This is a genomic window from Kitasatospora sp. NPDC059160 (assembly GCF_042755465.1).
Taxonomy (GTDB): Bacteria; Actinomycetota; Actinomycetes; order Streptomycetales; family Streptomycetaceae; genus Kitasatospora.
Genome location: NZ_JBHZCN010000078.1, coordinates 19,824 through 46,138 on the forward strand (window position 1 = coordinate 19,824; position 26,315 = coordinate 46,138).

Here is a 26,315-nt window from a genome sequence, read left to right on the forward strand (position 1 = left end):
CGGAACTCCGGACCGCCGCATAAATTGAACGTGCAACAATCCGCCAGGAGCGACAGTGCCGGTTATCGAACCGATCGTGCTGGACTTCTTCGGCTCGGAGATCGCCCTCGTCCAGGCCGACCGCGACGAGATCTCGTTCCATTTCGGGCCGCACCTCACCGGGATTTCCCGGGACCCCGACCAACTGCGGGTGGAATTCTCCCGTTCACCGGGGAAGGACGCGCCCGGCGATTTCCTGGTGCGCCGCAGTGACGGAACGCCATTGCTGCGCCGCACCTTCCGGGGCTGGGGCAACGTCCCGGGCGCGGTGCCGCCGTTCGCGGCCCTCCAGGACCGGTTCTGCCTGGCCCCCGCCGTGGTGCTGGCCAAGGGCGGCGCCACCGTGGCGCTGCTCGGCGGACCGTACTCGGAGCAGGCCAACGTGGGCGCCGCGCTGGCGCAGCGCTCCTGGGAGTTCGTCTCCGGACGGCTGCTGGTGCTGGACCGCCGCACCGGGCACGTCCTGCCCTACCTCGCGCCGCTGGAGGCGCGCGGGCCGGCCGCGGCCTGGCTGCGCGGCGCCGGACTGCCGGACGGCACCTGGCGCACCGTCACCTCGCCGGTCGGCGGCGAGGTCCTGCTGGTGCGGCCGGAGAGCCTCGGCCCGGTCGTCCCGGTCCGGGCCCGGCTGGCCCCGCCGGCGCTGGTCCGACTGTGCCGCAGCGACGACGAGGAAGTGCGGCTGGCACCATGGGAGTTCACCACCAGGACCTGGCCGGCCGGGTCCTCGGGACTGCTCGCCGACGCACCGACCCACTGCCTGCACCTGCCCGGCGTGAGCGGGGCGGAGGAGGCCGCCGGACTGATCGATCACGCCATGACCAAGGAGAAGGACGACTCGTGCCTCGACGTACCGGCTATGCCATCGGCGCACCGTGCTGGGCTGACTGCATCACTCCCGATCTGAGCGGCAGCCGGGAGTTCTACGCGGCGCTGTTCGGCTGGGAGTTCGTCACCGAGTCGCCGGACTACCAACTGGCCGTGCTGGGCGGGGAGGTCATCGGCGGGTTCGGCGCCGCACCGGTCGGGCTGCCGCCGCAGGCCGCGTGGAACGTCTACCTGGCGACCAAGGACGCGGAGCACTGCTGCGTCCAGGTCGGCCGGCTGGGCGGACGCGTGGTGATGCCCCCGGTGCCCGCCGGGGAGAACGGCCGGCTGCTGCTCGCCGTCGACTCCTCCGGGGTCACGGTCGGCTTCTGGGAGGGCGCCCGGGCCGAGGGCGTGGTGCTCGCCGACGAGCCGGGCGCGATCTGCGGCCACGAGCTGCGGGTGCCGTCCGCCATCCAGGCCGAGGCGTTCTACGGGCCGCTGTTCGGCTACCGGCTCGGCACGGAGGGGGAGTTCACCCTGGACGGCTTCGCCCACGCCCGCGTGGTGGAGAGCGACCAGGGCCGTCCGTGCTGGCTGCCGCACTTCGGCGCGGCCGACCCGGCGGACGCCGTCCACCGGGCGGTCCGGCTGGGCGCCCGGCTGGTGCGGCCGGGCTCGGACGAGCCGCCGGTCCTGCGGGACCCGTGGGGCGCGGAGTTCGGGCTGGTGGCGGCGGGCTGAGCCGGCCGGGCGCGTCGGACGGCCCGCCCGGCCCGCGGCCACGGTCACAACGCCTTGACCGCGGCGCCCAGTTCGGGCCGGCCCTTGATCGCCAGCTTGCGGTAGATCCGGCCCAGGTGGGTGTCCACCGTGCGCTTGCTGAGGCAGAGCCGCTCGGCCACCTCCAGGTTGCTCAGGCCCTGCAGCACCAGCTCGGTGACCCGGCGTTCGCTCGGGGTCAGCCGGACCGGGCCGGCGTCCCGGGTGCCGATCGCCGGGCCGCCGCGCTCCTCGGCCGGGCGCGGCCGGGCGTCGCCGCCGGGCAGCGGGTCGGCCGCGATGGTCCGGGCGGCGGCGTGCTCGCCGAGCGCCTGGTAGGCCTGGGCCGCGTGGGCGCGCCACGGCACGCAGGCCGGATCGGCCACGCCGCGGGCGGCCAGCTGGTGCCCGCACTCCAGGAAGAGCCGCAGCGCCTGCTGGTGGTCGCCGCGGTGCGCGGCGACCAGGCCGCGGGCCTCCAGCAGCACCGCGCGCAGCAGCGGGTGCGCCTCGGCGGGCAGGTCGACCCCGGCCAGCGCGGCGGCGTCCACCGGCAGGCCGCGGCGCAGCCGGGCCCGGACGGCCAGCGCCAGCGCGGCGCCCGCGAGGTCCTCGGCCCGGATCTGCCGGGCCAGGTCGGCGGCCTGCTCGGCGTCGGCGAGGGCGGCGTCCGGCCGGCCCTGCCGGTGGGCGATGTCGGAGCGGGCCAGCAGGGCGAGGGCCAGTTCGCCGCGGTGGTTCCAGCGCCGGGCGGAGCGGACCGCCCGGCCGGCCCAGGCGGCCGCCTCGTCCAGCCGTCCCGTCCAGGCGTAGGCCATCGCCGCGCCCAGCACCTCCGTACCGGCCTCGGCGGGCGAGACCCGGCGCACGCAGCGCCCGGCCAGCCGCACCGCCGTACGGGGCTGGCCCCCGGCGGCGGCCAGCGCCGCCAGCGCCCCGAGCAGGGCGGTGCCGGCGGGCTCGGCCGGCTCGGCGCGCAGCGCGGCCAGGGCGGGCCGCAGCGCGGCGCGCCGGCCGGTGAGGGCGGCCTGGGCGGCGAGCGGCAGCAGCAGTTCGGCCGGGGGGCCGGGGGTGGCGGCGAGCGCCGCGGCGGCCTCGGCGAACGGGACGGCGGCGGCGCCGGCCGAACCGAGGGCGAGCACCGGCCCGGCGAACGGCCGGAGCAGCCGGGCCCGTTCGGCCGGGTCGGGGGTGGCGGCGAGGCCGGCGGCGCAGCGGGCGGCGGCGGCCACGTCGCGGTGGAGTTCGACGGTGCCGAGCTGCCCGGTGAGCGAGCGGACCAGCTCCGGGTCGGCGGCGTCGGCGAGGGCGCGCTGGAGGTAGCGGGCGGCGTCGTCCCAGTGGCCGTCGGCGGCGGCGTCCCGGGCGGCGGTGCGCAGGACGGGGACGGCCCAGTCCAGCCCGGTGGTGCCGGAGGACATCAGGTGTTCGGCGGTGCGGGCGGCGGGGGCGCCGAGCCGGGCGAGCAGGGCGGCGGCCCGCTCGTGCAGGGCGACCAGGACGCGCGGGTCGGTGCGGGCCAGCACGGCGGTGCGGACCAGCTCGTGCCGGAAGGTCTCCGGCGGGCCGGGTTCGATCAGGTCGGTGCGGTGCAGCGCCTCCCGGGCCTCGTCGGCGAGGAGTTCGCCCTGGCCGGTCAGCAGGGCGGCGGTGGCGAGGTCGGCTCCGGTGCCCAGGACGGCGAGGCCGGTGAGCAGTTCGGCGGCCCGGGGGTGGCTCTGCCGCAGCCAGCTGAGGGTGGTGTCGGCGAGGGTGCCTGCGCCGATCCGGCGGACCTTGTCGAGGTCGGGCGAGCCGGGGTTGATCCGGGCGGCGGCCAGCCGGGCGGTGAGCTCCTCGACCACCAGCGGGTTGCCGCGGGAGAGGTCGTGGCAGACGGCGGCGAGTTCCGGGTCGACCGGGGCGTCGAACTCCTCGGCGACCCGCTCGGCCACGCAGCTGTCGCAGAGCGGGCCGGGGGTGAGGGTGCGGGCGTGGCGCAGGGCGGCGAGTTCGGCGGCGAGCGGGTCGGCGGCCTCGTCGGCGGTGCTGGCGAGCAGGGCGACGGGCAGGCCGTCGAGCCGGCGGGCGAGGTAGGAGAACCACTGGCGGGACTCCTCGTCGGCCAGGTGGAGGTCGTCCACGGCCATCACGACGGGGGTCCGGGCGGTGAGCGAGCGGGCCGCGTGGAAAAGGTCGTTCAGCACCCTTTCGCGCCCGTTGCCGGCGTTTTCGGAACCCGCCGGAAGGGCTCTTCCGAGGGCGTCCGGCAGATCTCCGGCGAGGGCCGTCCCGGGGAATTCCCCGGGTGATTCGCCCAGGAACTGCAGGCTTGGCGCCCCACTTGTTGTCATGCGCATGAAGGGGTCGAAGAGCTGACGCACCACGCCGTACGGAAAGTCCCGCTCGTTGTCGTGACATCGGGCCCGCAGCACCACCGCGCCCTCCGGCAGCCGGGCCAGCGCGGCCCGCAGCAGCGCGCTCTTCCCGGCCCCGCGCGCGCCCCTGACCAGCACGACCGCGGACCGGCCGGCGGCCGCCCCGGCCACCGCGCGCGCCAGCTCCGCCAGCTCCGTTTCCCGGTGCAGCAAAACTCCAGTCGGCACCGCAACCCCCCGTCGTACCCGCGTGCGGACACACCAGTATCGCCCGCCGCGCCCCCCTGTCAACGTTCCGGGCGAATACGTACCGGGATACGTACCGGCCGAACGGAATACGCAATTCCACGCGATGCGTAACTCGACGGCGCCGACGGATATGCAGTATGTACAGCCCAATTGGCGCCGTGCTCGAATACTCACGACGAACTTGTGAACACAGGGGGATGACTGATGGAGCGACCGCGGCTCAAGGCCCATTTCCTCACCGAGACGGTGGGAGAAAAGGTCTTCCTGCTCGGAGAGGGGCAGGACTACCTCGTCCCGGGGGCCGCCGCGGTGCGCCTCCTGCCCTACCTGGACGGACGGCGCACCGTCGCCGAGATCCTCCAGGCACTGGGCACCGAGGTCCCGCTCGGCCAGGCGCTGACCGCACTGCGCCGCTACGAGGCCGCCGGGCACCTCGCCGAGGGCCGGCCCGAACTGCCGGACCACGTCCTCGCCTACTGGGACGCCCAGGGCGTCGACCCGGCCGTCGCCCTGGAGGCCGCCCGGGCCACCGAGCTGCTGGTGCTCGCCCTCGGCGCCGCCGAGGCCGCCCCGCTGGTCGAGGCGCTCACCGCCACCGGCCTGCGCGCCCGCGCCGTCACCGAGGACCAGGCCGTCACGGGCGGCCCGGACACCATGGTCGTCGCCCTCACCGACGACTACCTCGCCCCCGCCCTGGAGCGGCTGAACACCGCCCGGCTGGCCGACCGGCGCCCCTGGCTGCTCGCCAAGCCCACCGGCACCTCGCCCTGGCTCGGCCCGCTGCTGCGCCCCGACGAGACCGGCTGCTGGAGCTGCCTCGCCCAGCGGATCAGCGGCAACCGCCAGGTCGAGCGCTACCTGGCCGGCAAGCGCGGCGAGACCGTGCCGCTGCACCCCACCCGCGCCGCCATCCCGGCCGGCCCGGCGATGACCGCCCAGCTGCTCGCCACCGAGACCGCGCGCATCCTCGCCGACGAGTGCTGCTCCGCCCTCTCCGGCACCATGGTCAGCCTCGACCTCAACACCCTGCAGACCACCGAGCACACCCTGGTCCGCCAGCCCCAGTGCCCCGACTGCGGCGACCCGGCGCTGCTCACCGAGCGCAGCCCCAAGGTCGTCCTGCAGCCGAGCCCGGCCCGGCACACCACCGACGGCGGCTACCGCGTCCAGGCCCCGCAGTTCACCTACGACCGGCTCAAGCACCACATCAGCCCGCACCTGGGCGCGATCACCCGGCTCGGCGCGCACGACGACACCGGCAACGGCATCACCTACAGCTTCACCGCCGGCCACAACTTCGCCATGGTGAACGACAACATGGACCTGCTGCGCCGCAACATGCGCGGCCAGAGCGGCGGCAAGGGCCGCTCCGAGATCCAGGCCAAGGTCAGCGCGATCTGCGAGGCGATCGAGCGCTACTCGGCGGTCTGGCGCGGCGAGGAGCCGGTGGTGCGCGCCGCCTACCGCGACCTCGACCCGGCCGTCGCCGTCCACATGGACGCCCTGCTCCAGTTCTCCGACGCCCAGTTCGCGAACCGCGCCGAGTGGAACGCCGACCCCAAGCACCGGCTGCACCTGGTGCCCGACCCGTTCCCGGTCGACGCCGAACTGGACTGGACCCGCGCCTGGTCGCTCACCCACGACGAGGAGCGGCTCGTCCCCTCCGGCTACGCCTGGTACGGCCACCCCGACCTCCAGCAGCACTTCTACTGCGTCGGCGACTCCAACGGCTGCGCCAGCGGCAACACCCTGGAGGAGGCGATCCTCCAGGGCTTCTGCGAGGTCGTCGAGCGCGACGCGGTCGCCCTGTGGTGGTACAACCGCACCGCCCAGCCCGAGTTCGACCTCGACTCGCTGAACGACCCGTACGTGGACACCATGCGCGCCTTCTACGCCTCGGTGGACCGCGAGCTGTGGGTGCTCGACCTCACCTCCGACCTCGGCGTGCCGGTGTTCGCCGCGATCTCCCGGCGCGTGCACGAGGTCGAGGACATCATGGTCGGCTTCGGCGCCCACCCGGACCCGCGGATCGCCGCGATCCGCGCGCTCACCGAGGTCAACCAGTTCCTCCCGTTCATCGACCGGCGGGACGAGAACGGCGACACCCTCTACCGCACCGACGACCTGGAGACCCTGGAGTGGTGCCGGACGGCCACCGTCGCGGACGAGCCCTGGCTGCTGCCGGGCCGTGACCTCGCCGCCACCACCCTGGCCGACTTCGCCCCGCTCGACGGTGACGACCTCGCCGGACACGTCCGGGACTGCGTCGACCGCGCCCGCCGGGCCGGGGTCGAGGTGATCGTGCTCGACCAGAGCCGCCCCGACCTCGACCTCGCCGTGGTCAAGGTGATCGCCCCCGGCATGCGCCACTTCTGGCGCCGCCTCGCCCCCGGCCGGCTCTACGACGTGCCGGTCCGCCAGGGCCGACTGGCCGCTCCGCAGACCGAGGAGCAGCTCAACCCGAAGAACGTCTTCTTCTAGGAACGGCCGGGTACCGACGCGATGACCACCGCCCTTGACCGGATCCACCTGCCCGCCGCCGCCCGTACGGTGCGCCGGCTGCGGCTGCGCCCCGACGGCGCGTTCGCCCCGCTCGGCCCGAGGGCCGTCCGGCTGACCGCGCCGGTCGGCGCGCTCGACCTGCCCGACCTGGCGCCCGGCGCCCGGGAGGCGGTGGCCGCGCTGGCCGCCGGGGAGCACACCGAGGAGGAGCTGGCCGCCCTGGTCGCGGCCCGGGACGGCGACACCGGGCTGCTGCGCTGGCAGCTGGCCCGCCGCCGGCTCGGCACGGCCGGGATGCTGGAGCACTCCGTGCACCTGGCCCTCGACGGCCCGGACGGCACCACCGGCACCGAGGAGCCGCTGGCCCGGCTGCGCCCGGTCGGCCGGGGCGCCGCCGAGCCCGGCCCCACCCCGGACCCGACCGGGCAGGTGAAGCTGTCCCGCTTCGCCACCGCCGCGGTCGAGGACGGCGCCCTGCTGGTGCGCTCCCCGGGCAGCCCGCTGGCCGTCCAGCTGACCACCCGGGCGGCCGGCCTGCTGGCCGCCCTGGCCGGCTGGACCAGCCCCGCCGCACTCGCCCAACTCCCCGGCGCCCTGCCGCTGGACGCCGTCCGGCAGACCCTGCGGCTGTTCGCCGCCGCCGGGCTGCTGGCCTACGGCGCCCCCGGCGCCGAGCCCGAGGCCGAGGAGCAGCGGTTCGCCCAGTGGACCGCCGCCGACCTGGCCTTCCACTCCCGCACCCGGCGGCCCACCAGCGTGGCCGGCTACGGCGGCACCTACCGCTTCGGCGACCGCTTCGCCCCCGAGCCCGCCTCGCCCGCGCCGTTCGCGGGCGAGAAGGTCGCCCTGCCCGTCCCCGACCTGGACGAACTCACCCGCACCGACCGGCCGTTCACCGAGGTGCTGGAGCAGCGCCGCTCGGTGCGCGACCACGACGGGCAGGCGCCGATCACCCTGGAGCAGCTCGGCGGGCTGCTCTACCGCAGCGCCCGCCGGCGCCAGACCTTCACCGGCGGGGACGGCCAGGAGCTGGCCGACCGGCCGTACCCGAGCGGCGGCGCGGTGCACGAGCTGGAGCTGTACCCGCTGGTGACCTCCTGCGCGGGCCTGGAGCCCGGGCTGTGGCACTACGCGACGGACCGGCACGAGCTGGAGCTGGTCAGCGCGCCGAGCCCGGCCACCGCCCAACTGGTCAAGAGCGCCCGCGAGTCCTGCCTGATGCAGACCGACCCGCAGGTGGTGCTGCTGGTCACCGCGCGGTTCGGCCGGGTGATGTGGAAGTACGAGACGGTCGCCTACCCGCTGGTCCTCAAGCACGTCGGCGCGCTCTACCAGACCCTCTACCTGGTCGGCACCGCGATGGACCTCGCGGTCTGCGGCCTCGGCGGCGGCGACGCGGCCGACTTCGCCGCGGCCAGCGGCCTCGACTACTTCACCGAGGGCACCGTCGGTGAGCTGGTGATCGGCAGCCGGCCGCCGACGCTGCGCCAGGACGTGGGCGTCCCACGGAGAGAAGCCAGAAGATGAAGTTCCGTTTCAAGGCGCTGCAGCGGATGCGCGAGCCGGACGAGCTCGACTCGCCGACGCTGCTCGCCGCGCCGCGGGGCTGGATCGCCCTGTTCGTCGTGATGATCACCATGGCCGCCGCGCTGCTGTGGACCTTCGCCGGGACGATCCCGATCACCGTGGACGCCCCCGGCCTGCTCACCCACCCGCACGGCACCGCGATGATCCAGAGCCCGTTCGGCGGGATGGTCCGTACCGTCCTCGCCAAGCCCTCCGACCAGGTCCGGCAGGGCCAGTCCGTGGTGCGGGTCGAGGACACCGAGGGCCACAGCCGGGAGATCACCAGCCCGTTCGGCGGGCGGGTGGTCGGCCTGTCGGTCACCGACGGCCAGGTCGTCGCCCCCGGCTCGCCGGTCGCCTCGGTCGAGCGGGTCGACGACCCGCAGGAGCGGATGGTCGCGATGGTCTTCGTACCGGCCACCCGCACCGTCGGGCTGGAGCCCGGCGACCAGGTCGACCTCAACGTGTCCACCACCCCGGCCGGCGCCTTCGGCCTGCTGCGCGGCACCGTCAGCTCGGTCAGCCCGTACGCGCTCACCCGGGAGGCCGTCTCCGGCCTGGTCGGCGGCGACCTCGCCGCCCAGCGCTACCTCGGCAAGGACGCGCCCCGGCTGGTCGTCGTCGACCTCACGCCCGACCCGAACACCCCCAGCGGCTTCGCCTGGACCTCCCAGAGCGGCCCGCCGAACCCGCTGGGCACCCAGGTCGCCGTCACCGCCACCATCAACGTCGGCGAGCAGACCCCGTTCAACCTGATCCTCGGCCGCTGAGAGGAGGCACCGATGACCGCCACCGTCCCGGAGAGCACCCGGGCCTCCGCCCCCGTGCCGGAACCGGACCCCGAGAAGCCGAAGCGCCGCCGCGGCCGCCCCACCCGGGCGGCCGCGCCGCGGCGCTGGCGGCACGCCGTCCCCACCGTCCTGCAGATGGAGTCGGTGGAGTGCGGCGCCGCCAGCCTCGCCATGATCCTCGGCTACCACGGCCGCTGGGTCCCGCTGGAGGACCTGCGCGGCGTCTGCGGGGTCTCCCGCGACGGCGCCCGCGCCTCCACCCTGCTGAACGCCGCCCGCACCTACGGGCTCACCGCCCGCGGCTACCAGACCGAGGCCGAGAAGCTCCGCGATCTCGACGGCCCGGTCATCATCTTCTGGGCCTTCCAGCACTTCATGGTCGTCGAGGGCATCCGCACCCGGTACGGCCGCACCGTCGTCGCCGTCAACGACCCGGCCAGCGGCCCCCGGCTGATGGAGTGGGACGAGTTCGACTCCGGCTTCACCGGCATCGTGCTCTCCTTCGAGAAGGGCCCCGACTTCGAGCCCGGCGGCGACAAGGGCGGCATCGGCCCCGCCCTGCTCGAACGCCGGCTCCCGACCGGGCGCGCCATGCCGCTGGTGCTGCTCGCCAGCCTGCTGCTGGTGCTGCCCGGCATCGCGATCCCCGCCTACACCCGGGTGTTCATCGACCGGGTCCTGACCGGCAGCGGGAGCGGCTACCTCCTGCCGCTGCTGGCCGCCATGACCGGCACCGCCGTCGTCGTCTTCGTGCTGACCTCCGTCCAGCGGCACTACCTGCTGCGGATCGAGATCCGGATGGGGCTGGTCAGCTCGGCCCGGTTCTTCCGCCACCTGCTGCGGCTGCCGGTCGACTTCTTCCTCCAGCGCCGCCCCGCCGAGGTCGCCAAGCGGGTGTCCGGCAACGACGTGGTCGCCGAGATCCTCTCCCGCGACCTCGCGCTCACCGTGATCAACCTCGGCCTGGTGCTGTTCTACGCGGCCGTGCTGATCCGCTACGACATCCTGCTCGGCCTCGTCGGCGTCGGCATGGCGCTGCTCAACGTGGTCGTGCTGCAGGCCGTCGCCCGGGCCCGCACCGACGCCGTGGCCGCGCTGCGCACCGACCGCGGCAACCTCACCGCGACCACCTTCACCACCCTCTCGCTGATCGAGACCGTCAAGGCCACCGGCGCCGAGCAGGACGCCTTCGGCCGCTGGGCGGGCTTCCTCGCCAAGGTCGTCACCGCCAAGCAGAAGCTCGGCATCCCCAGCGCCGTGCTCACCGTGGTGCCGCCGATGCTCGCCGCGCTCAACAGCGGGCTGATCCTGCTGGTCGGCGGCCAGCGGGTGGTGGACGGCGCGATGAGCGTCGGCATCCTGGTCTCCTTCCAGACCCTGCTGGCCGCGCTCAGCCGCCCCGTCACCCAGCTCACCAACCTGGGCGGCCGGCTCCAGGACGTCACCGCCGACATCAAGCGGCTGTACGACGTCGAGCGCTACCCGGTGGCCGCCGCCTTCGCCCGGCCCGAACCGCCCGCCGGGCCCAAGCTCGACGGCACCCTGGAGTTCGAGGACGTCCGCTTCGGCTACAGCCCGCTCTCCGAGCCGATCATCAAGGACCTCAGCCTGACCGTCGTCCCCGGCCGCCGGGTCGCCGTGGTCGGCGGCTCCGGCAGCGGCAAGTCCACCCTGGGCCGGCTGCTCACCGGCCTGTACGCCCCGTGGTCCGGCCGGATCCTGCTGGACGGGCGGCCGCGCGAGGAGATCTCCCGCACCGTGCTGGCCTCCTCGCTGGCCTACGTCGACCAGGACATCTCGCTGTTCGAGGGCACCGTCCGGGACAACCTGACGCTCTGGAACGAGGACGTCCCCGACGAGGCGGTCACCGCCGCGCTGCGCGACGCCGCCGTCTTCGACACCGTGATGACCCGCCCCGGCGGCATCCACAGCCCGGTCCTGGAGGGCGGCCGCAACTTCAGCGGCGGCCAGCGCCAACGACTGGAACTGGCCCGGGCGCTGGCCGGCGAGCCCACCCTGCTGGTGCTCGACGAGGCGACCAGCGCGCTCGACCCGGAGACCGAGCGGGTGATCATGGACAACCTGCGCCGCCGCGGCTGCGCCTGCCTGATCATCGCCCACCGGCTCTCCACCGTCCGCGACGCCGACGAGATCATCGTGCTGCACGAGGGCTCCATCGTCGAACGCGGCACCCACGACGAGCTGTTGGCGCTCGGCGGGCACTACACGGCGCTGATCGAGTCCGCGCGCCGCGAGGAGGAGGACGAACTGTGAGTCTGTCCACCGAGGCGTTCTCGCCCGTCCTCACCGGGGCGGCCGAGTCGCGCTCCGACCGCTACCTCGTGCTGGACGACCCCGGGCAGCTGCTGCTGGTCCGCTCCGGGGCCGTCGACCTGTTCGCCGTCCACCTCGACTCCGGTGCGCCCCGGGGGCGTTGGCACTTCCTCTGCCGGATCGAGGCGGGCACCCTGGTGCCCGGCGCGGCCGCCGACGGGGCCCGCCGGGGCATCGTCGCCCGCCCGGTGCTCGGCGCCGACGCGGCCTTCCTCGCCGCCTCCCGGGTCGAGGCGCTGTCCGCCGACCGGAGCCGGGACCAGGACGGACCGCGGCTCGCCGCCGACCAGTTCCTGGCCGGCCTCGCCCGCGGCCTCACCGCGCTGGCCGGCGCGCTGCGCGACACCCTGCCGCCGCGCGAGTTCACCCCGCTCGACCCGGCCGGGCCGACCGCCCTCAAGAAGGGCCAGGCCCTGCGCTCGGTGGACGGCCTCCAGTGGGTGCGGGTCGAGCAGGGCGGCGTCGAGGCGCCCGAGGGCGCGACCGGCGAACTCACCGAGGGCGCCGAGGTCCTGCTGACCGAACGGGACTGGCTGGTCGCCGCCGGCCCGGCCACCGTACGGGCCCGCTCCCCGCGCGAACTGCTCGACCGGGGCGGCCTCTGGGAGCGTCTGGCCGACCACTGCGGGCGACTGCTGGACACCGTCGACCGCCGGATCGAGGGCCGCCGCGGCACCGAGACGGAACAGATCGCCACCCGCCAGGAGCGCGACGCCGGCACCCTCGCCGACTCCGCGCGCGGCTTCGAGACCATCCTGCGCGACACCTCCTCCCGGCTGCGGATCGGCGACGCCACCGGCGACGAGCCCACCCTGGCCGCGGCCCGGCTGGTCGCCGCCCACGAGGGCTTCGGCGTCACCGCCCCGGTGGCCGGGACCGGCCACCACCACCGGCTCGACCGGCTCCAGGCGATCGCCCTGGCCTCGCACGTGCGCACCCGCTCCGTCCGGCTGGACGGCACCTGGTGGCGGGACGACCTCGGCGCGATGGTCGGCTACCGCAAGGCCGGAGCGCCCGTCGCCCTGCTGCCGCTCGGCACCGGCTACGTGCTCGCCGAGGGCGGCGCCGTCACCCCGCTGACCCCGAAGCTCGCCGCCGAACTGCAGAACAAGGCCACCGTGCTGTACCGGCCGCTGCCCTCCGCCGTCCGGTCCGTCTCCGCCCTGCTCCGCTTCGGCCTGCGCAACAACCGCCAGGACCTGTGGATGTTCACCGGGATGGCCGCCCTGGTCGCACTGATCGGGCTGCTCGTCCCGATCATGACCGGCGAGGTGCTGGGCACCTTCGTCGCCCATGCCCAGCGCAACCTGATCACCGAGGGCGCGCTGGTCGTGATCGGCTCCGCGATGGCCGTCGCCGCCCTCTCCATCGTGCAGAACATCGCCGTGCTGCGGATCGAGAGCCGCTCCACGGCCGCGATGCAGGTCGGCGTCTGGACCAGGCTGCTCTCGCTGCCCGCGCCGTTCTTCGCCAACTACTCCACCGGCGAACTCGGCACCACCGTGCTCGGCGTCAGCGCCGCCCAGGAGACCCTCTCCGGGATGATGACCACGGCGACCCTCGGGCTGCTGACCGGCCTCGCCAACCTCGTCCTGGTCTACTTCTACGACCTGCGCCTGGCCGGCCTGGCCACCCTGCTGGTGCTGGTCGGCGTGGGCGTCGGCCTGGCCGCCGGCCGGCTGGAGGTCCGCTGGCAGCGCCGGCTGTACTCCCACGAGCAGGCCACCTCCGCCCGGGTCTTCCAACTCCTGACCGCCGTGCCCAAGTTGCGGGTCACCGCCGCCGAGGACCGGGTGTTCGGGGTGTGGGCCGCCGAACTCGGCAAGGGCCGCGGCCTGGCCGCCTCCTCCCGCCGGGTGCAGAACGCCGTCACCACCTTCAACGCGGGCTTCCCGCTGGTCTGTTCGGTGGTGGTCTTCGGCGTGATCGCCGGGCCGCTGGACGGCGACGTCCCGGTGCCGGTCTTCCTGTCCTTCTTCACCGCCTTCAACCTGCTGATCGCCTCCAGCCTCCAGTTCACCTCCGCGGCCGTCACCGCCATGGGCGTGGTGCCGATGCTGGAACGGCTGCGGCCGATCCTGGAGGAGAAGCCCGAGGTCGACGACAGCAAGGCCGACCCGGGCGACCTCTCCGGGCGCCTCGGCCTCAGCCACGTGACCTTCCGCTACGGGGAGGACGGCCCGGCCGCCCTCCAGGACGTCACCCTCGCCATCGAGCCCGGCGAGTTCGTCGCCGTGGTCGGGCCGTCCGGCAGCGGCAAGTCCACCGTGCTGCGGCTGCTGCTCGGCTTCGAGCGCCCCGAGAGCGGCACCGTGCTCTACGACGGCCAGGACCTCGGCGAGCTGGAGGTCTCCGCGGTCCGGCGCCAGTGCGGGGTGGTCCTGCAGAACGGCGCCCTGCTCGCCGGGGACATCAAGGCCAACATCGTCGGCTCCACCAACCACACCCTGGACGACGCCTGGGCCGCCGCCGAGATGGCCGGCATCGACAAGGACATCGCCGCCATGCCGATGGGCATGAACACCGTCCTGTCCGAGGGCACCAGCACGCTCAGCGGCGGCCAGCGGCAGCGCCTGATGATCGCCCGGGCCCTCGTCTCCCGGCCCCGCATCGTCTTCTTCGACGAGGCCACCAGCGCCCTGGACAACCCGACCCAGCGGCTCGTCACCGAGTCCACCCGAAGACTCAACGCCACCCGGGTGGTGATCGCCCACCGACTGTCCACGGTCGCCGAGGCCGACCGGATCATCGTGATGGACCAGGGCCGGGTGGTGCAGCAGGGCCGGTACGAGGAGTTGTTGGCCGACCGGGACGGGCTGTTCGCCCGGCTGGCGAGCCGACAGATGTAGCAGTTGGACGGAGAAGAGAGAACGATGGAATACACCCTGCTCATTCACGGCGACGAGCGGGTCTGGAACGGACTGAGCGAGGCCGAGCAGGCCGAACTCGACGCCGCCCACGCGCGGTTCGGCCGCGCCCTGCACGACGCGGGGGTGACGGTGCGGTACGGCGGCGGCCTGCGCCGCAGTTGCAGCGCCCGCCTCGTCGTGCCCGGCGGCAACCCCGGCGGCCCGCAGACCCCGGTCTCGGACGGCCCCTACCGCGAGGGCCACGAGCACCTCGGCGGGCTCTGGGTGATCGACGTGGCCGACGAGGCCGAGGCGGTCGCCTGGGCCCGCTGGATGCCGGCCGCCCCCGGCGACCTGGTCGAGGTCCGCCCGGTCCGGGTGACCTGATCCCCTTCCGCCCCGGTCCGTACCGCGCCCCGTCGAGCAACTGCCGCCGGGGCGCGGCCCGTTGGGTCCGTGGACGGATCGTCAAGAAGTGCACCCGACAGTGCAATGGCTTGGCCAACCTTCCCCCTGATCCTCTTGCCCCGGTCATGACAGTCAGCTCAAGCTGTACTGCCACCCGCCAACGGCCGCCCCCACGGCCCTCGTTGGCGTGTGCGCTCCTGTTCGTCCCCTCACGAAGGAGCCACCATGCGCAGATTCCTGGTCCGCGTCGTCACCCTCGCGGCCGCCGCCACCTCGCTGGCCGCCCCCGCCGCCCCCAGCACCGCGGCAGCCGTCCAGGGGCTCGCCTTCCGCCCCCTCTCGTACAACACCAACGGCTACAACTGGGGCGGTTACGCCGCCCAGGGCAGCGGTTTCAGCTCGGTCGCGGCCTCCTGGACCGAGCCCGACGCGACCTGCAACTCCAGCAACGACCTCTACGCCCCGTGGGTCGGCATCGACGGGTACGGCTCCTCCAGCGTGGAGCAGACCGGCGTCGCGACCGACTGCTCCAGCGGCAGCCCGGTCGACCAGGCCTGGTACGAGATGTACCCGGCCGCCCCGGTCTACCTGAGCCTCAGCTCGTACCCGGTGTCGGCCGGCGACCACATCAGCGCCTCGGTGACCTACGCCGGCAGCAGCCGGTACACCCTCAAGCTGACCGACTCCTCCAAGGGCTGGACCTACACCACCACCAAGTCCACCAGCGCCCAGCGGACCAGCGCCGAGGTCATCATCGAGTCGCCGACCGGCGCCTACCCCGACTTCGGGACCCTGAACTTCACCTCGGCCACCGTCAACGGCAAGTCCCTCGGCTCCGCCGGCCCGGTCGCCCTCGACCCCAGCTCCAACGCCGGCTACGAGGCCACCACCGGCGGCCTCGGCTCCGGCGGCACCAGCTTCAGCGAGACCTTCCTCCAGGAGTAGCGCCCCCCGGTACCGGAGCGGGAAGTCGGTGGGGCCGACTTCCCGCTCCTCGGGCTTTCAGGCAGTGGCGACGGACCGCGGGGCGAGCTGCGCCACCACCGCGGCGGCGAGCGCCAGGCACCCGCCGACCACCATCACCGCGGACGGCGACCAGGCGTCGACGACCGCGCCGCCGGCCAGGGCGCCGAGCGAGATCGTGGCCTGGAAGGAGGACGTGAACACCACCGTGGCCGCCTCCGGCGCCTGCGGGGCCGCGCGGACGAACCAGCTCTGGACGCAGACCGGGACGGCGCCGTAGGCGAGGCCCCACACGACGAGCAGCGGCACCGCCCCCGTCAAGGACCTCCCGAAGGCCGGGAGCAGCAGGACGGCGGCCGCGAGCAGGCCGGTCGCGAGGGTGAGGGCGGCCCGGCTCCGGCCCGCCCGCAGTCCGCCGGCGAAGTTGCCCGCCACACCGGCGACCCCGTAGACCAGCAGGAGCGCGGAGACGGCCCCCGGCCCGGCGTGCGTCACGTCCTCCAGGAACGGCGTGACATAGGTGTACGTGCCGAAGTGGGCGGTCACCAGGAGGAGGGTGACGGCGAGGCCGGCGAGGACGGGCCCGGTGCGGAGCAGCCCGCACAGCACGGCGGGGCGGGTGGGCGTCTGCGGCGGCAGCGGGGGCAGGGTCACGGCGAGGGCGGCGGCCACGGCGAGGCTCAGCAGCGCCATGGCCGCGAACGCGGCCCGCCACCCGGCCAGGTGGCCGAGGAGGACCCCGGCGGGTACGCCGAGGACCGACCCCAGCGGGACCGCCGAGAAGATGACGGAGTTGGCCCGCCCCTGCCGCCGCACGCCGACCAGGCGCGGGGCGAGCCCGGCGCCGAGCGACCAGAACGCGCCGATGACGACCCCGAGCACCACCCGGGCGGTGAGCACCGCCCAGTAGCCGGGGGCGAGCGCGGTGAGGAGGCCGGCGAGGGCGAGGGCGAGCATGAGGCCGCAGAGCACCGCGCGCCGGTCGGCCCGCCGGACGGCGACCGTGACGGCCGGGGCGGCGACGGCCGCGACGGCGCCCGGCAGGGTCATCATCAGCCCGGCGGTGCCGTCCGAGATCCGGAAGGTGGCGCCGATCGGGGTGAGCAGGCCGACCGGCAGGATCTCGGTGGTGACGATGGCGAAGATCCCCGTCGTGACGGCGAGGACGGCCGGCCAACCCCGTTCGGGCGCAGGGGCGGTGGCGGGCGGGGTGGGGTGGAGGGTGGTGGACACGCGACCAGTCCAGCAGCGGTCCGGCCCCGGGGCTGGCGTGAATGCGACCTGGACGGTCGGGGGTTCGGGCGAGGACGGTTCAGGCGAGGTGGGCGGCGAGCAACTCGGCGCAGGCGTCGGGGCGTTCGAGCAGCGGGAGGTGGCCGGTCTCGGCCAGGGTCGCCAGCCGGCAGTCCGGGACGGTGTCGCGCAGCAGTCGGGCGTTGCGGGTGAAGGCGGGCATGTCCTCATCGCCGAGGACGACCAGGGTGCGGGCGGTGATCCGGCGCAGGTCGTCCACCGTGTGCCGGTGGGCGGTGAGGGCGTCCATGGCGCGGTTGCCGAGTTCGGCCCAGCTGTGCCGGGCGACCACCTCCCGCAGGGCCGCGCGGAGTTCGGGGTGGCGCCGGGTGCCGGTGAAGATGTCCGGCGGGGACTGCATCCAGAGGTCGGCGAGCTGGTCGCCGGGGCCGACCATGCGGTGGAGCATCGACAGCTGCTGGTAGCGGACCCGGGCGGAGTCCTCGTTGGGGGTGCCGGCCAGGGTGGGGGCGGCGAGGACCAGGCGGTCGAGCGACCCGGGCTCCTGGAAGGCGAGTTGGAGGGCCGAGACGGAGCCGAAGGAGAGGCCGACCAGTCGGCGGGCGCCGGTGTCCGCCGCCACCTCGGCCAGTTGCCCGGCCAGGGCCGGGAGCGTCAGCCCCGGCAGGAGCGGGGCGGAGCCGCCGTGGCCGGGCAGGTCGACGCCGATGTGGGTGAAGCCGGGGAGGCGGTCCCACAGCGGCTGCCAGGTGGTGGAGTCCATGGTGTAGCCGTGGATCCACAGCACGGCCGGGCCGTCGCCCTGGCGGTGGAGGTGCAGGTCAGTCGTCAAGTCGGGCTCCGAAGTCGGCGCAGAAGCGGCGGAAGGCGAGCACCGGCTCGTCGCGGGCGTCGTAGCGCGGGGTCATGGTGTGGTCCAGGTGCTCCCAGACCACCTTGTCCTCGGCGAGCGCCTTCTCACTGCCGCCGAGCAGGGCCGGCAGCGCCGCCCGCTGGTCCTCGCGCACGCCGATGGCGACCCGGGCGACGCAGCCGCCGTCCCCGGTCGGGACGGAGCCGGTGACGATGACCTGCCGGGTCTCGGGCGGGCCGAACTCGGTGACCACCACGTGGGGGCTGAACGCCTGGGCGTGGAAGCGCGGCTTGAAGTCCCAGCGGACCCGGCCGGTGCGCACCGCCTCCCAGCGGATCTCCTCCAGCGTGCGGGCGTCCTGCCAGGGCGAGGTCTGCATCAGGAACTCGCCCTCGATGACGAGCTCGCCGTGCTCGCCCGCCCGGGTGGCCATCCCCCGGTTGCCGGGGACGCCGTGCACGGCCTTGAAGTGGTCCGGGTCGAAGGCGTTCTCGACGACGTACTCGGGCGGCACCGCGACCGACAGGGCGACGGCCGCGACCAGCGGGTACTCGTCCTGCCAGCCCCGGACCGCCCGCTCGAAGCCGCGGTCGCCGTCCGGGTGGTCGGAGAGCCGGACGAACACCGCGTCGCCCCACTCCAGCACCCGGTGCTCGGCGACGGACCAGTGCTTGGACGGGTCGCCGAGGCCGATCCGCTTGCCGTGGAAGGGGCAGACCACGCAGTCGCCCTCGCGCCGCCCGCCGTAGCCCAGGTGGGCGCCGCGGTGCGGGCAGTTGGCATCCAGGACGCGGACCCGCCCGCCCTCGCGGACGGCGATCAGGCGGCGCGCTCCGATCGCCAACGGGGTGATGTCGTCGGCCAGTTCGGATCGGAAGGCCAGCAGGTACCAGCCGTGGTGCACGGTCATCGGGCTCACGTTCATCGAATGGCGTTCATCGGGTGGCGTTCATCGGAGTTCGTTCATCGGACGGCGTCCGTCGGAGTGCCTTGAGGACTTGTTCCGCGGCCCGCTCGCCGCTCGCCAGGGCGCCCTGCACCCAGGGCAGCTGCTCACCCGCGACGGTCGCCTCACCGGCGAGGAAGAGGGTGTCGTCGACCGGTTCGGCCCAGCGCCGGGCGGCGTCCTCCAGCCCGGCCCGGGGGGCGGTGAACGCCCCTCCCGCGTACGGGTCCTGGCCCCAGTCGGCGACCGCGGTGTCCAGGACGGCGGCGCCGGACGTCCAGGGCAGGGCGGTGGCGAGCAGGGCGGCCAGGGCCGTGCGGTCGGCGACGGCCGCGCGCAGCGACGCGGCGGCCCCCGCCTTGGCGACCACCAGCACCTCGGGGCGCCCGGCGGCGCAGCGGGTGAAGCCGGTGCGGCCGTCCACGTCGAAGACGATCACGGTGTCGGGCGCGGGCCGGTCCAGGGTGACCACGGCGCAGCAGCCGTCCCCGGCGGGCAGCCCGGCGGCGGCGGCGAGCTTGGCCGCGGGCAGCCCGGCGATGCCGCCGAGGGCGGCCGGGGGGACGGTGAGGACGACGGCGCGGGCGACCGCGCTCCCGGCGTCCGTCCGTACCGTGGCCCGGCCCGGCTCGTACGACAACTCCCGCACCACCGAGCCGAGTCGGACGTCCAGGCCGTCGGCGAGCCGTTCGGGCAGCCGGGCGAAGCCGCCGTCGACGGCGTACTCGCCCTCGCCGGCGGTGTCCCCGCGGTGCGCGGCGGCGACCCCGGCGGCGCTGAGCCGCTCCGGGTCGGTGGCCCAGTTCTGCCGGAACCACTCGGTGGCGGCCGCGGCCTCGGCGCCGGTGCTGCCGCACGCGCGCAGCCAGCTGCCGACGGACAGGCCGGTGACGCCGGGGGTGCGCCGCAGCGCGGCCTCCAGCAGCCAGGGTGCGCGGCGGCCGGCGCTCAGCGCGCCCATCGACCGCTCGGCGCCGTCCTCGACGATCCGGGCGGTGACCCGGCGCGGGACGGCGCCGGTGCTCCCCGGTCCGAGCAGCTCGTGCACCGGGTTCCGGTCCCCGTGCACGACCTGGGCACCGAGTTCCAGCGGCGGGCCGCCGTCGGCGGGCCGGAAGGTGTGGATCCGCCCGCCGAGCCGTTCCCGGGCCTCGTGCACCACGACCCGCAGACCCGCCCGGGACAGCAGTCGGGCGCAGGTGAGGCCGGACGCCCCGGCGCCGACCACAATGACGTCGTAGCTGGTCACAGCGCTGCTCCGAGCTCGATCGGGAGGGCCCGCAGTCGGCGGGGGACGAGGCTCTGGTCCCAGTCCGGGGCGCCGTCCGGGCCGCGCAGGGCCGGGAAGCGGCGGACCAGCCGGGGCAGCAGCAGGGCGGCGGTCTGCCGGACCAGCGGGGCGGCCAGGCAGAAGTGCGGGCCGCCGCCGAAGCCGAGGTGGGGGTTGGGGCTGCGGTCGAGGCGGAGCTCGTCCGGGTCGGCGAAGACCTCCGGGTCGCGGTTGGCGGCGGTGAGCACCGCGAGGACCCGGGCGCCGGGCGGCAGCACGCCGCCGGCCAGTTCGACCCGGTCGGTGGTGACCCGGGCGGTGAACGGGATCGGGGCCTCCAGCCGGAGCAGTTCGTCCACCGCGAGGCGGGCGAGGTCCTCGTCGGCGGCGGCGAGCCGGGCGACGGCCGGGCGGTCGGGCAGCAGCAGGTGCAGCGCGTTGCCGATGAACTCGGCGAGCGGCTGCCAGCCGCCGATCACGGCGAGGTTGAGGACGCCGAGCATCTCGGCGCGGCTGAGCCGGTCGTCGGCGGCCAGGGCGGCCAGCGGGACGTCCCGGCCCCGGACCCGGCCGGTGTGCCCGTCCAGGTAGTGGGTGAGCGCGGTGGCGGCGCTGCGGCCGAGGGCGGCGCGGGCCGGGGGCACCATCGGGTCGAGGTTGACGGAGGCGGCCCGGGCGAGCGCCTCGAAGCGCCGCAGCTCCGCCGCGGGCAGGCCGAACAGCCGCGCGTACACGGCGGTGGCGAGCGGCCGGCCGAGGTCGGCGACGGCGTCCACCCGCCCGCCGGCCGGCAGCCGGTCGAGCAGCGCGTCCACGTCCTCGGCGAGCCCGTCGGCGAGGGAGCGGACGGCCGCCGGCCCCAGGAGCAGCGCCCCCGGGGCCCGGAGCCGCTGGTGGTCCGGCGGGTCGGTGGTGAGCATGGACGGCGGCAGGGCGTCGTCGCGGGCGCGTTCCCGCTGGCCCTGGGCGGCGGAGAAGCGCGGGTCGCGCAGCACCGTCGCGCAGTCGGCGTGCGCGGTGACCAGCCAGAGCCGGGACGCCGGGTCGTGGTGGACCGGGTCGTTGGCCCGGAGCCACCGGTACGCCGGGTGCGGGTTCGCCCGCCCGGCGGGGGCGAACGGGTGGATCAGGTGGTCCGGCAGGCGCACCGGTGCCGTCGTCATGTTCCAGCTCCGAGGGGTCTCAGCGGACCTTGGGTCCGCGCCAGCGGAAGGAGAAGGCGGTCAGCACCAGGCCGGCCAGCGACCAGGCGACCAGGACCATCGCGATGTGGCCCAGTTCCCAGTTCCCGGCGGGCTCCACGGCGGTGAAGGAGTCCGGCAGGAAGACCGAGCGGAAGCCCTGGGCCATCCACTTGACCGGGAAGAACGCCGCCACCGTCTGCATCCAGGCGGGGAGTTGGCCGAACGGGAAGAAGACGCCGGAGATGAACTGCAGCACCATGAAGACCGGGGTGACGATCGCCGCCGCGGACCGGCTGTTGGGGATCAGCGCCGAGTAGGCGGCGCCGGCCATCGCACAGGCGACCGTGCCGAGCGCGAGGTCCCAGCCGAGGGTGAACCAGCGTTCCGGGGTGCTGGGCAGCGGCAGCCCGAACAGGGCCAGCGCGATGCCGATCAGCAGCACGGCCTCCAGCGCGGTGGTGACGATGACCCGCACCAGCTTGCCGACGAAGTACGCCGACTTGGGCATCGGGGTCATCGCGAGCCGGCGGACGGTTCCGGTGTCGCGCTCGATCGCGATGTTGATCGCGAGGCCGGAGAAGGAGGTGCTCATCACGCCGGCGGCGATGATGCCGGCCATGAACACCTGCTTGAGGTCGGTGTCGGTGCCGGCCACCTTCCCGGAGAAGATCGAGCCGAAGACGAACAGCAGGATCACCGGGAACATCAGGGTGAAGACCAGCGACTGCTTGTTCCGGAAGAACGCCCGCAGTTCGACCTTGGAACGGGCCGCGGAGGCCCGCCAGACGCCGGGCATCCGTCCGGCGCGCCGGGCTCCGTCGCGGGCCGGCGCGGCGACGGGGGTCTGGGTGAGGGTCATCGGGTCCCCGTCTCGGAGATCAGCTGGCTGTTGTCCGCGCCGCGGTCGGTGCCGTCGGCGTGCTCCCTGATCAGGTCCAGGTACACGTCCTCCAGGGTCGGCCGGTGCACCCGCAGTTCGGGCAGCTCGCCCACCCCTGCCCGGTGCGCCCACGGGACCAGGGCCGCGAGCAGCGCGGTCGGGGCGTGGGTGCCGATCCTGAGCACGCCGTCCGCGCCCACCGGGGCCGGGTCGGCCCCGGGTGGCAACGACGGCAGCGCGCGGCCGGCCAGCTCCGGCGGAATCCGGAAGGAGACCGTGGTCGGAGTCTGCGTTCGGCCGCCGAACTCGGCCAGCGGCCCGCACTGGACCACCCGGCCGGCGACGATCACCGCGGCGCGCTCGCACAGCGCCTCGGCCTCGTCGAGGTAGTGCGTGGTGAGCACGGTGGTACGACCGCGCTCGGAGAAGTAGCGGACCAGGTCCCAGGCCTCCCGGCGAGCCACCGGGTCCAACCCGGTGGTGGGTTCGTCGAGGAAGATCAGGTCCGGGTCGCCGACGATGCCCACCGCGACGTCGAGCCGACGGGCCTGTCCTCCGGAGAGGTCGGTGCTCTGCTTCTTCTCGTGCTTGCCCAGTCCGACCATGTCGATGACCTGGCCGACCGGGAGCGGGTTCGGGTAGAACGCCGCGAAGTGCTCGACCACCTCACGGACCGTCAGGTCCGAGTAGGCACCGGTGGTCTGCGGGACCACTCCGATCCTGGCGCGCCAGTCGCGCCGGTCCTCGGCCGGGTCGCAGCCGAGGACCCGCACGTCACCGCCGGTTCGCTGGCGGACGCCCTCCAGGATTTCGACGGTCGTCGTCTTGCCCGCGCCGTTCGGCCCGAGCAGGGCGAAGACCTCACCCTGGTGGATGTCCAGATCCAGACCCTGGACCGCGTGCCAGTCGCCGTAGCTCTTGCGAAGGCCGCGGACTGAGACGGGGTGTTCCCCGACGGCAGTCGCCACTGTGGATCGCTCCTTGGTGGGGTGATCAGGTCGGCCTGGTCATCAGGTCGACCGGCCGGGCACCTTGCCCGGCTTGCGGGTTTCCCGGCTGGATCAGGTGCAGCAGCAGCACGGGCAGCAGCAGGAGTTGCCGCCGGCCGCGATGTCCGACAGGTCGCCCTCGCTGAGCTCGGCGGTGTCGATCTGCGGGGTCTCCGGGATGTGGAACTCGTAACGGCCGGTCGCCAGACCGATCTCGTACAGCTCGACCTGCACCTCGAGGTTGCCCTCCTGCTCGCCCTCGGCGGCAGTCTGGACGATGACGATCTCGGCGTCGGCCGGGAGCTCCAGGCCGGCCTCGGCGAGGGCGGCGCGGGCGTCGGTCCGCAGGCGGGCCGCGTACTCCTCGCTCGACCAGGCGCTGATCAGGGCGCGGGTGTAGCCGTTGACGAACTCGGCCCGCTTCCTCTGGTCCAAAGCCATGAGAATTTCCTTTTCTCTGGATTCCGGTTGGTCGTCGGCAGGCCTCGGCACTTCCGTGCTTCCCGGCGCTGCCGACGAATGAAGAATGACACGGCCGCAATGGGCCGCCAAGACCTCACTTCCGGTGCCCGGACTAAGTATTGAGCACGTGCGGCGGGTGCGGTAGATTTCAGGCGTCCCGCGCCCTTGAATACGCATCAGAATACGTATCGACATACGCATCCGAATGCGTACGGGGAATTCAGCGGGAAATACGTACGTATGTGTTCGCCGGGCGCGTACGCATTCCGGAAGTCCCGGGTGAGCACCGAGAGGAAACACGGGGGTGGTCCGCACCGTGCCTACGCACACCGTCCCGCCAGGCCCTGCCGACGACATCGACATGGCGCTGATGAGGGAGTCGCCGCTCGACTTCATCACCGGCCTGGCCCGCACCTACGGCGACGTCACCCGGCACCGCGCCGACGGCGACACCGTCTACCTGCTCAACCGGCCCGAGTACGCCCGGCACGTCCTCAAGGACAACGGCGCCAACTACACCAAGGAGGGCACCCCGGACGACGCCATGCTGCGCCCGCTGCTCGGCAACGGGCTGCTGACCAGCAACGGCGCCGACTGGGCCCGCCAACGGCACCTCACCGCGCCCGCGTTCCGCCCCAGCGCCGTCCGCACCTTCGACGGCATCGTCACCGACGCCACCGCGCAGATGCTGGAGCGCTGGCGGCCCGCCGTCGAGGCCGGCACCCCGCTGGAGGTGGACCAGCACCTCACCGCGCTCACCCTCGGCATCCTCACCCACGCCATCCTGGGCGCCGACATCGACGGCATCGGCGAGGGCTTCGCCCGCGCGGTGGACGCCGTCAACCGCTGCATCGGCCACTACGTACCGACCCCGGACCCGGACCCGGCCGACACCGCCCGCCGGTACGCCGACTTCGGCCGCGCCCGGGTGTTCCTCAACACCGTCACCCGCACCCTGATCGCCGCCCGCCGCGCGGGCGGGGGCAGCGCGGGGGCGAGCGGCGACCTGCTGGACACCCTGATGTCCAGCCACCACCTGGTCTCCGACGAGGACCTCCGCGACCAGGTGCTGACCATCGTGATGGCCGGCCACGAGACCACCGCCAAGTCCCTGACCTGGACCCTCCACCTGCTCGACCGCCACCCCGAGGAGCTGGCCAAGGTCCAGGAGGAGGTCGACCGCGTCCTCGGCGGCCGCCCGCCGACCGCCGCCGACCTGGCCGCGCTCCCGGCCTGCCGGCGGGCGATCCAGGAGGCCATGCGGCTCTACCCGCCGGTCTGGCTGATCTCCCGCCGGGCCGTCGGGTCCGACGTCATCGGCGGGTACCACGTCGAGCCCGGCACCCTGGTGTGCGTCAGCCAGTGGGTGCTGCACCGCCACCCCGAGTACTGGGACCGGCCGGACGCGTACCTCCCGGACCGCTTCGACGGCGCCGACCTGCCCAGCCACCTCTACCTGCCGTTCGGCGGCGGCGACCGGATCTGCGTCGGCCAGCACTTCGCGATGCTGGAGGCCGTCCTGGTGCTCGCCTCCCTGCTCCAGTCCGTCCGGCTGGAGCTGGTCGAGGGCTTCCCGGTCGAACCCGAGGCCCTGGTCACCCTCCGCCCCAAGCACGGCATGACGATGATCGCGAGGCCCCGATGAGCACCTCCGTACGACCGGTCGGCGGTTCCTACGACCCCGCCCGCACCACCGGCGGCGGCCTCGCCGCCGAACTCGACCGGCTGGAGGCGCAGGCCGCGCTCTCCTTCCCCGAGGAACTGCGCATCCTGCGCGAACTCGGCCTCCCCTCGGGCCGCACGGTGCTCGAACTCGGCGCCGGGCCGGGCGCGGTGACCCGCCGGCTGCGCGCCGCGCTGCCCGCCGGCACCGAACTGATCGCCGCCGACATCGACGGCGAACTGCTCGCCCACGCGGCCGGCCCCGGGGTGACCCTGCTGGTCGCCGACGGCGCCGACCTGCCGCTGCCGGACGCGAGCGTGGACTTCGTGCTGCTGCGCTACGTCCTCCAGCACGTGCCCGACCCGGTCGCGGTGCTCGCCGAGGTCCGCCGGGTGCTGCGCCCCGGCGGCACCGTCGCCGTCACCGAGGTCGACTCCGCGCTGTGGGGCGCCGCCGAGCCCTCGTACCCCGAACTCGCGGGCGTGCACGCCAAGATGGCCGCCGCCCAGCGGGCCGACGGCGGCGACCGCTCGATCGGGCGCCGGCTCCCCCGGCTGCTGCGCGCGGCCGGCTTCGAACAGCCGGTGCTGCGCCCCTTCGCCACCACCAACGACGACCACCCGACCGACGCCTTCGCCCCGCAGCTCGGCCCGCGGCGCCTGGAGCCGCTGGTCGCCCGGGGCGTCCTCTCACTGGCCGAACTCGCCCTCGCGGCGGACCGCTGGAACCGCTTCCGGTCGGACCCCGACGCCTGGGTGATGCTGCTCGGCCTCACCGCCGCCGCGACCGCACCCGCGGGCCGCGGACCGCAGGAAACCGCCTGACCGCAGGAAACCACCCGACCGCACCACACCCCTCCCGGAAACCGGAAAGGACCACCTCCATGCACCCCAAGGTGAAGATCTTCATCACCATCTTCTGCTACATCAGCGCCGTCGCCGGCCTGGTCACCGCCGTGATGGACGCCAGCCACAAGCCCGCCGACACCACCTCCGCGGTGGTCGCCGGCGTGCTCGGGGTCGCCTTCCTGCTGGGCGGCCTGGCGCTGACCCGGAAGCCCCGCTACTGACGATGGCACCCGGTGGCTTAGCAGCGGGAAAGGGTCGGGGGGGGGGGGGGGGGGGGGCCCCCCCCCCCCCCCCCCAACACCCCCCCCCCCCCCCCCCGGGGGCGCGGCGGGGTGTACC

Annotated in this window: 21 protein-coding genes; 12 read left to right on the forward strand and 9 right to left on the reverse strand. The window is 74.5% G+C overall.

Annotation, left to right across the window (positions count from 1 at the left end):
• Positions 1-55 precede the first annotated feature (55 nt).
• Both ACFXOZ_RS29140 and ACFXOZ_RS29145 read left to right on the forward strand, forming a co-directional pair.
• Positions 56-946 (forward strand): hypothetical protein, encoded by an 891-nt coding sequence (locus ACFXOZ_RS29140; RefSeq protein WP_380532888.1) that lies wholly within the window; start codon positions 56-58, stop codon positions 944-946.
• Positions 880-1,590 carry a VOC family protein gene (locus ACFXOZ_RS29145; RefSeq protein WP_380532890.1) on the forward strand — a complete coding sequence of 237 codons (711 nt, stop codon included), beginning with the start codon at positions 880-882 and terminating at the stop codon, positions 1,588-1,590. Before ACFXOZ_RS29140 ends, ACFXOZ_RS29145 begins: the two co-directional genes overlap by 67 nt.
• Positions 1,591-1,634: 44 nt before the next feature.
• Here ACFXOZ_RS29145 and ACFXOZ_RS29150 read toward each other — a convergent pair whose 3' ends face one another.
• Complete coding sequence (locus tag ACFXOZ_RS29150; RefSeq protein WP_380593254.1) at positions 1,635-4,193, reverse strand: AAA family ATPase; 2,559 nt, start codon at positions 4,191-4,193, stop codon at positions 1,635-1,637.
• 225 nt (positions 4,194-4,418) lie between these two features.
• Here ACFXOZ_RS29150 and ACFXOZ_RS29155 point away from each other — a divergent pair, with 225 nt between their 5' ends.
• The 7 genes from ACFXOZ_RS29155 to ACFXOZ_RS29185 all read left to right on the forward strand — a co-directional run bounded on the left by ACFXOZ_RS29155 (position 4,419) and on the right by ACFXOZ_RS29185 (position 15,609).
• The gene (locus ACFXOZ_RS29155) at positions 4,419-6,695 is read left to right on the forward strand and encodes a TOMM precursor leader peptide-binding protein (protein WP_380593255.1); all 2,277 of its coding nucleotides are present in this window, start codon (positions 4,419-4,421) and stop codon (positions 6,693-6,695) included.
• A gap of 21 nt (positions 6,696-6,716) precedes the next feature.
• A complete protein-coding gene (locus tag ACFXOZ_RS29160; RefSeq protein ID WP_380593256.1) occupies positions 6,717-8,243 on the forward strand; it encodes a SagB family peptide dehydrogenase in 1,527 nt (508 codons plus the stop codon).
• Positions 8,240-9,052, forward strand: coding sequence for an HlyD family efflux transporter periplasmic adaptor subunit (locus ACFXOZ_RS29165; RefSeq protein ID WP_375892844.1), 813 nt, complete (start codon positions 8,240-8,242; stop codon positions 9,050-9,052). The genes ACFXOZ_RS29160 and ACFXOZ_RS29165 overlap by 4 nt, the downstream gene beginning before the upstream one ends.
• Before the next feature lie 12 nt (positions 9,053-9,064).
• A complete protein-coding gene (locus ACFXOZ_RS29170) occupies positions 9,065-11,347 on the forward strand; it encodes an NHLP family bacteriocin export ABC transporter peptidase/permease/ATPase subunit (RefSeq protein WP_375892842.1) in 2,283 nt (760 codons plus the stop codon).
• The gene (locus ACFXOZ_RS29175; protein ID WP_380593257.1) at positions 11,344-14,256 is read left to right on the forward strand and encodes an NHLP bacteriocin export ABC transporter permease/ATPase subunit; all 2,913 of its coding nucleotides are present in this window, start codon (positions 11,344-11,346) and stop codon (positions 14,254-14,256) included. Before ACFXOZ_RS29170 ends, ACFXOZ_RS29175 begins: the two co-directional genes overlap by 4 nt.
• A 24-nt stretch (positions 14,257-14,280) precedes the next feature.
• A complete protein-coding gene (locus tag ACFXOZ_RS29180; RefSeq protein WP_375892839.1) occupies positions 14,281-14,643 on the forward strand; it encodes a YciI family protein in 363 nt (120 codons plus the stop codon).
• 246 nt (positions 14,644-14,889) lie between these two features.
• Positions 14,890-15,609 carry a G1 family glutamic endopeptidase gene (locus ACFXOZ_RS29185; protein WP_375892837.1) on the forward strand — a complete coding sequence of 240 codons (720 nt, stop codon included), beginning with the start codon at positions 14,890-14,892 and terminating at the stop codon, positions 15,607-15,609.
• Between the two features lie 57 nt (positions 15,610-15,666).
• Here ACFXOZ_RS29185 and ACFXOZ_RS29190 read toward each other — a convergent pair whose 3' ends face one another.
• From ACFXOZ_RS29190 to ACFXOZ_RS29225, 8 genes are all read right to left on the reverse strand, one after another.
• Positions 15,667-16,860: an MFS transporter gene (locus ACFXOZ_RS29190; RefSeq protein ID WP_380593258.1), complete on the reverse strand. Its 1,194-nt coding sequence runs from the start codon at positions 16,858-16,860 to the stop codon at positions 15,667-15,669.
• Positions 16,861-16,939: 79 nt separating this feature from the next.
• On the reverse strand, positions 16,940-17,713 hold the full coding sequence (locus tag ACFXOZ_RS29195; protein WP_380531759.1) for an alpha/beta fold hydrolase: 774 nt from the start codon (positions 17,711-17,713) through the stop codon (positions 16,940-16,942).
• Positions 17,703-18,644, reverse strand: a complete 942-nt coding sequence (locus ACFXOZ_RS29200; RefSeq protein WP_380593259.1) for a Rieske 2Fe-2S domain-containing protein — start codon at positions 18,642-18,644, stop codon at positions 17,703-17,705. Before ACFXOZ_RS29200 ends, ACFXOZ_RS29195 begins: the two co-directional genes overlap by 11 nt.
• Before the next feature lie 25 nt (positions 18,645-18,669).
• Positions 18,670-19,929, reverse strand: coding sequence for a flavin monoamine oxidase family protein (locus ACFXOZ_RS29205; RefSeq protein ID WP_380593260.1), 1,260 nt, complete (start codon positions 19,927-19,929; stop codon positions 18,670-18,672).
• Positions 19,926-21,113 carry a cytochrome P450 gene (locus tag ACFXOZ_RS29210; RefSeq protein ID WP_380593261.1) on the reverse strand — a complete coding sequence of 396 codons (1,188 nt, stop codon included), beginning with the start codon at positions 21,111-21,113 and terminating at the stop codon, positions 19,926-19,928. Before ACFXOZ_RS29210 ends, ACFXOZ_RS29205 begins: the two co-directional genes overlap by 4 nt.
• Positions 21,114-21,132: 19 nt before the next feature.
• Positions 21,133-21,993 (reverse strand): ABC transporter permease, encoded by an 861-nt coding sequence (locus tag ACFXOZ_RS29215; RefSeq protein WP_375892827.1) that lies wholly within the window; start codon positions 21,991-21,993, stop codon positions 21,133-21,135.
• Entirely contained in the window at positions 21,990-22,982 is a 993-nt protein-coding gene (locus ACFXOZ_RS29220) for an ABC transporter ATP-binding protein (RefSeq protein WP_375892825.1), read from the reverse strand. Before ACFXOZ_RS29220 ends, ACFXOZ_RS29215 begins: the two co-directional genes overlap by 4 nt.
• Positions 22,983-23,075: 93 nt before the next feature.
• Entirely contained in the window at positions 23,076-23,444 is a 369-nt protein-coding gene (locus tag ACFXOZ_RS29225) for a hypothetical protein (RefSeq protein ID WP_223886012.1), read from the reverse strand.
• Positions 23,445-23,781: 337 nt separating this feature from the next.
• Here ACFXOZ_RS29225 and ACFXOZ_RS29230 point away from each other — a divergent pair, with 337 nt between their 5' ends.
• The 3 genes from ACFXOZ_RS29230 to ACFXOZ_RS29240 are packed head-to-tail and all read left to right on the forward strand — an operon-like array spanning position 23,782 to position 26,197.
• Positions 23,782-25,110 carry a cytochrome P450 gene (locus ACFXOZ_RS29230; protein ID WP_375892824.1) on the forward strand — a complete coding sequence of 443 codons (1,329 nt, stop codon included), beginning with the start codon at positions 23,782-23,784 and terminating at the stop codon, positions 25,108-25,110.
• The gene (locus ACFXOZ_RS29235; RefSeq protein WP_375892823.1) at positions 25,107-25,952 is read left to right on the forward strand and encodes a class I SAM-dependent methyltransferase; all 846 of its coding nucleotides are present in this window, start codon (positions 25,107-25,109) and stop codon (positions 25,950-25,952) included. Before ACFXOZ_RS29230 ends, ACFXOZ_RS29235 begins: the two co-directional genes overlap by 4 nt.
• A 59-nt stretch (positions 25,953-26,011) precedes the next feature.
• Entirely contained in the window at positions 26,012-26,197 is a 186-nt protein-coding gene (locus ACFXOZ_RS29240) for a hypothetical protein (protein WP_360237855.1), read from the forward strand.
• The last annotated feature ends 118 nt before the right edge of the window (positions 26,198-26,315 follow it).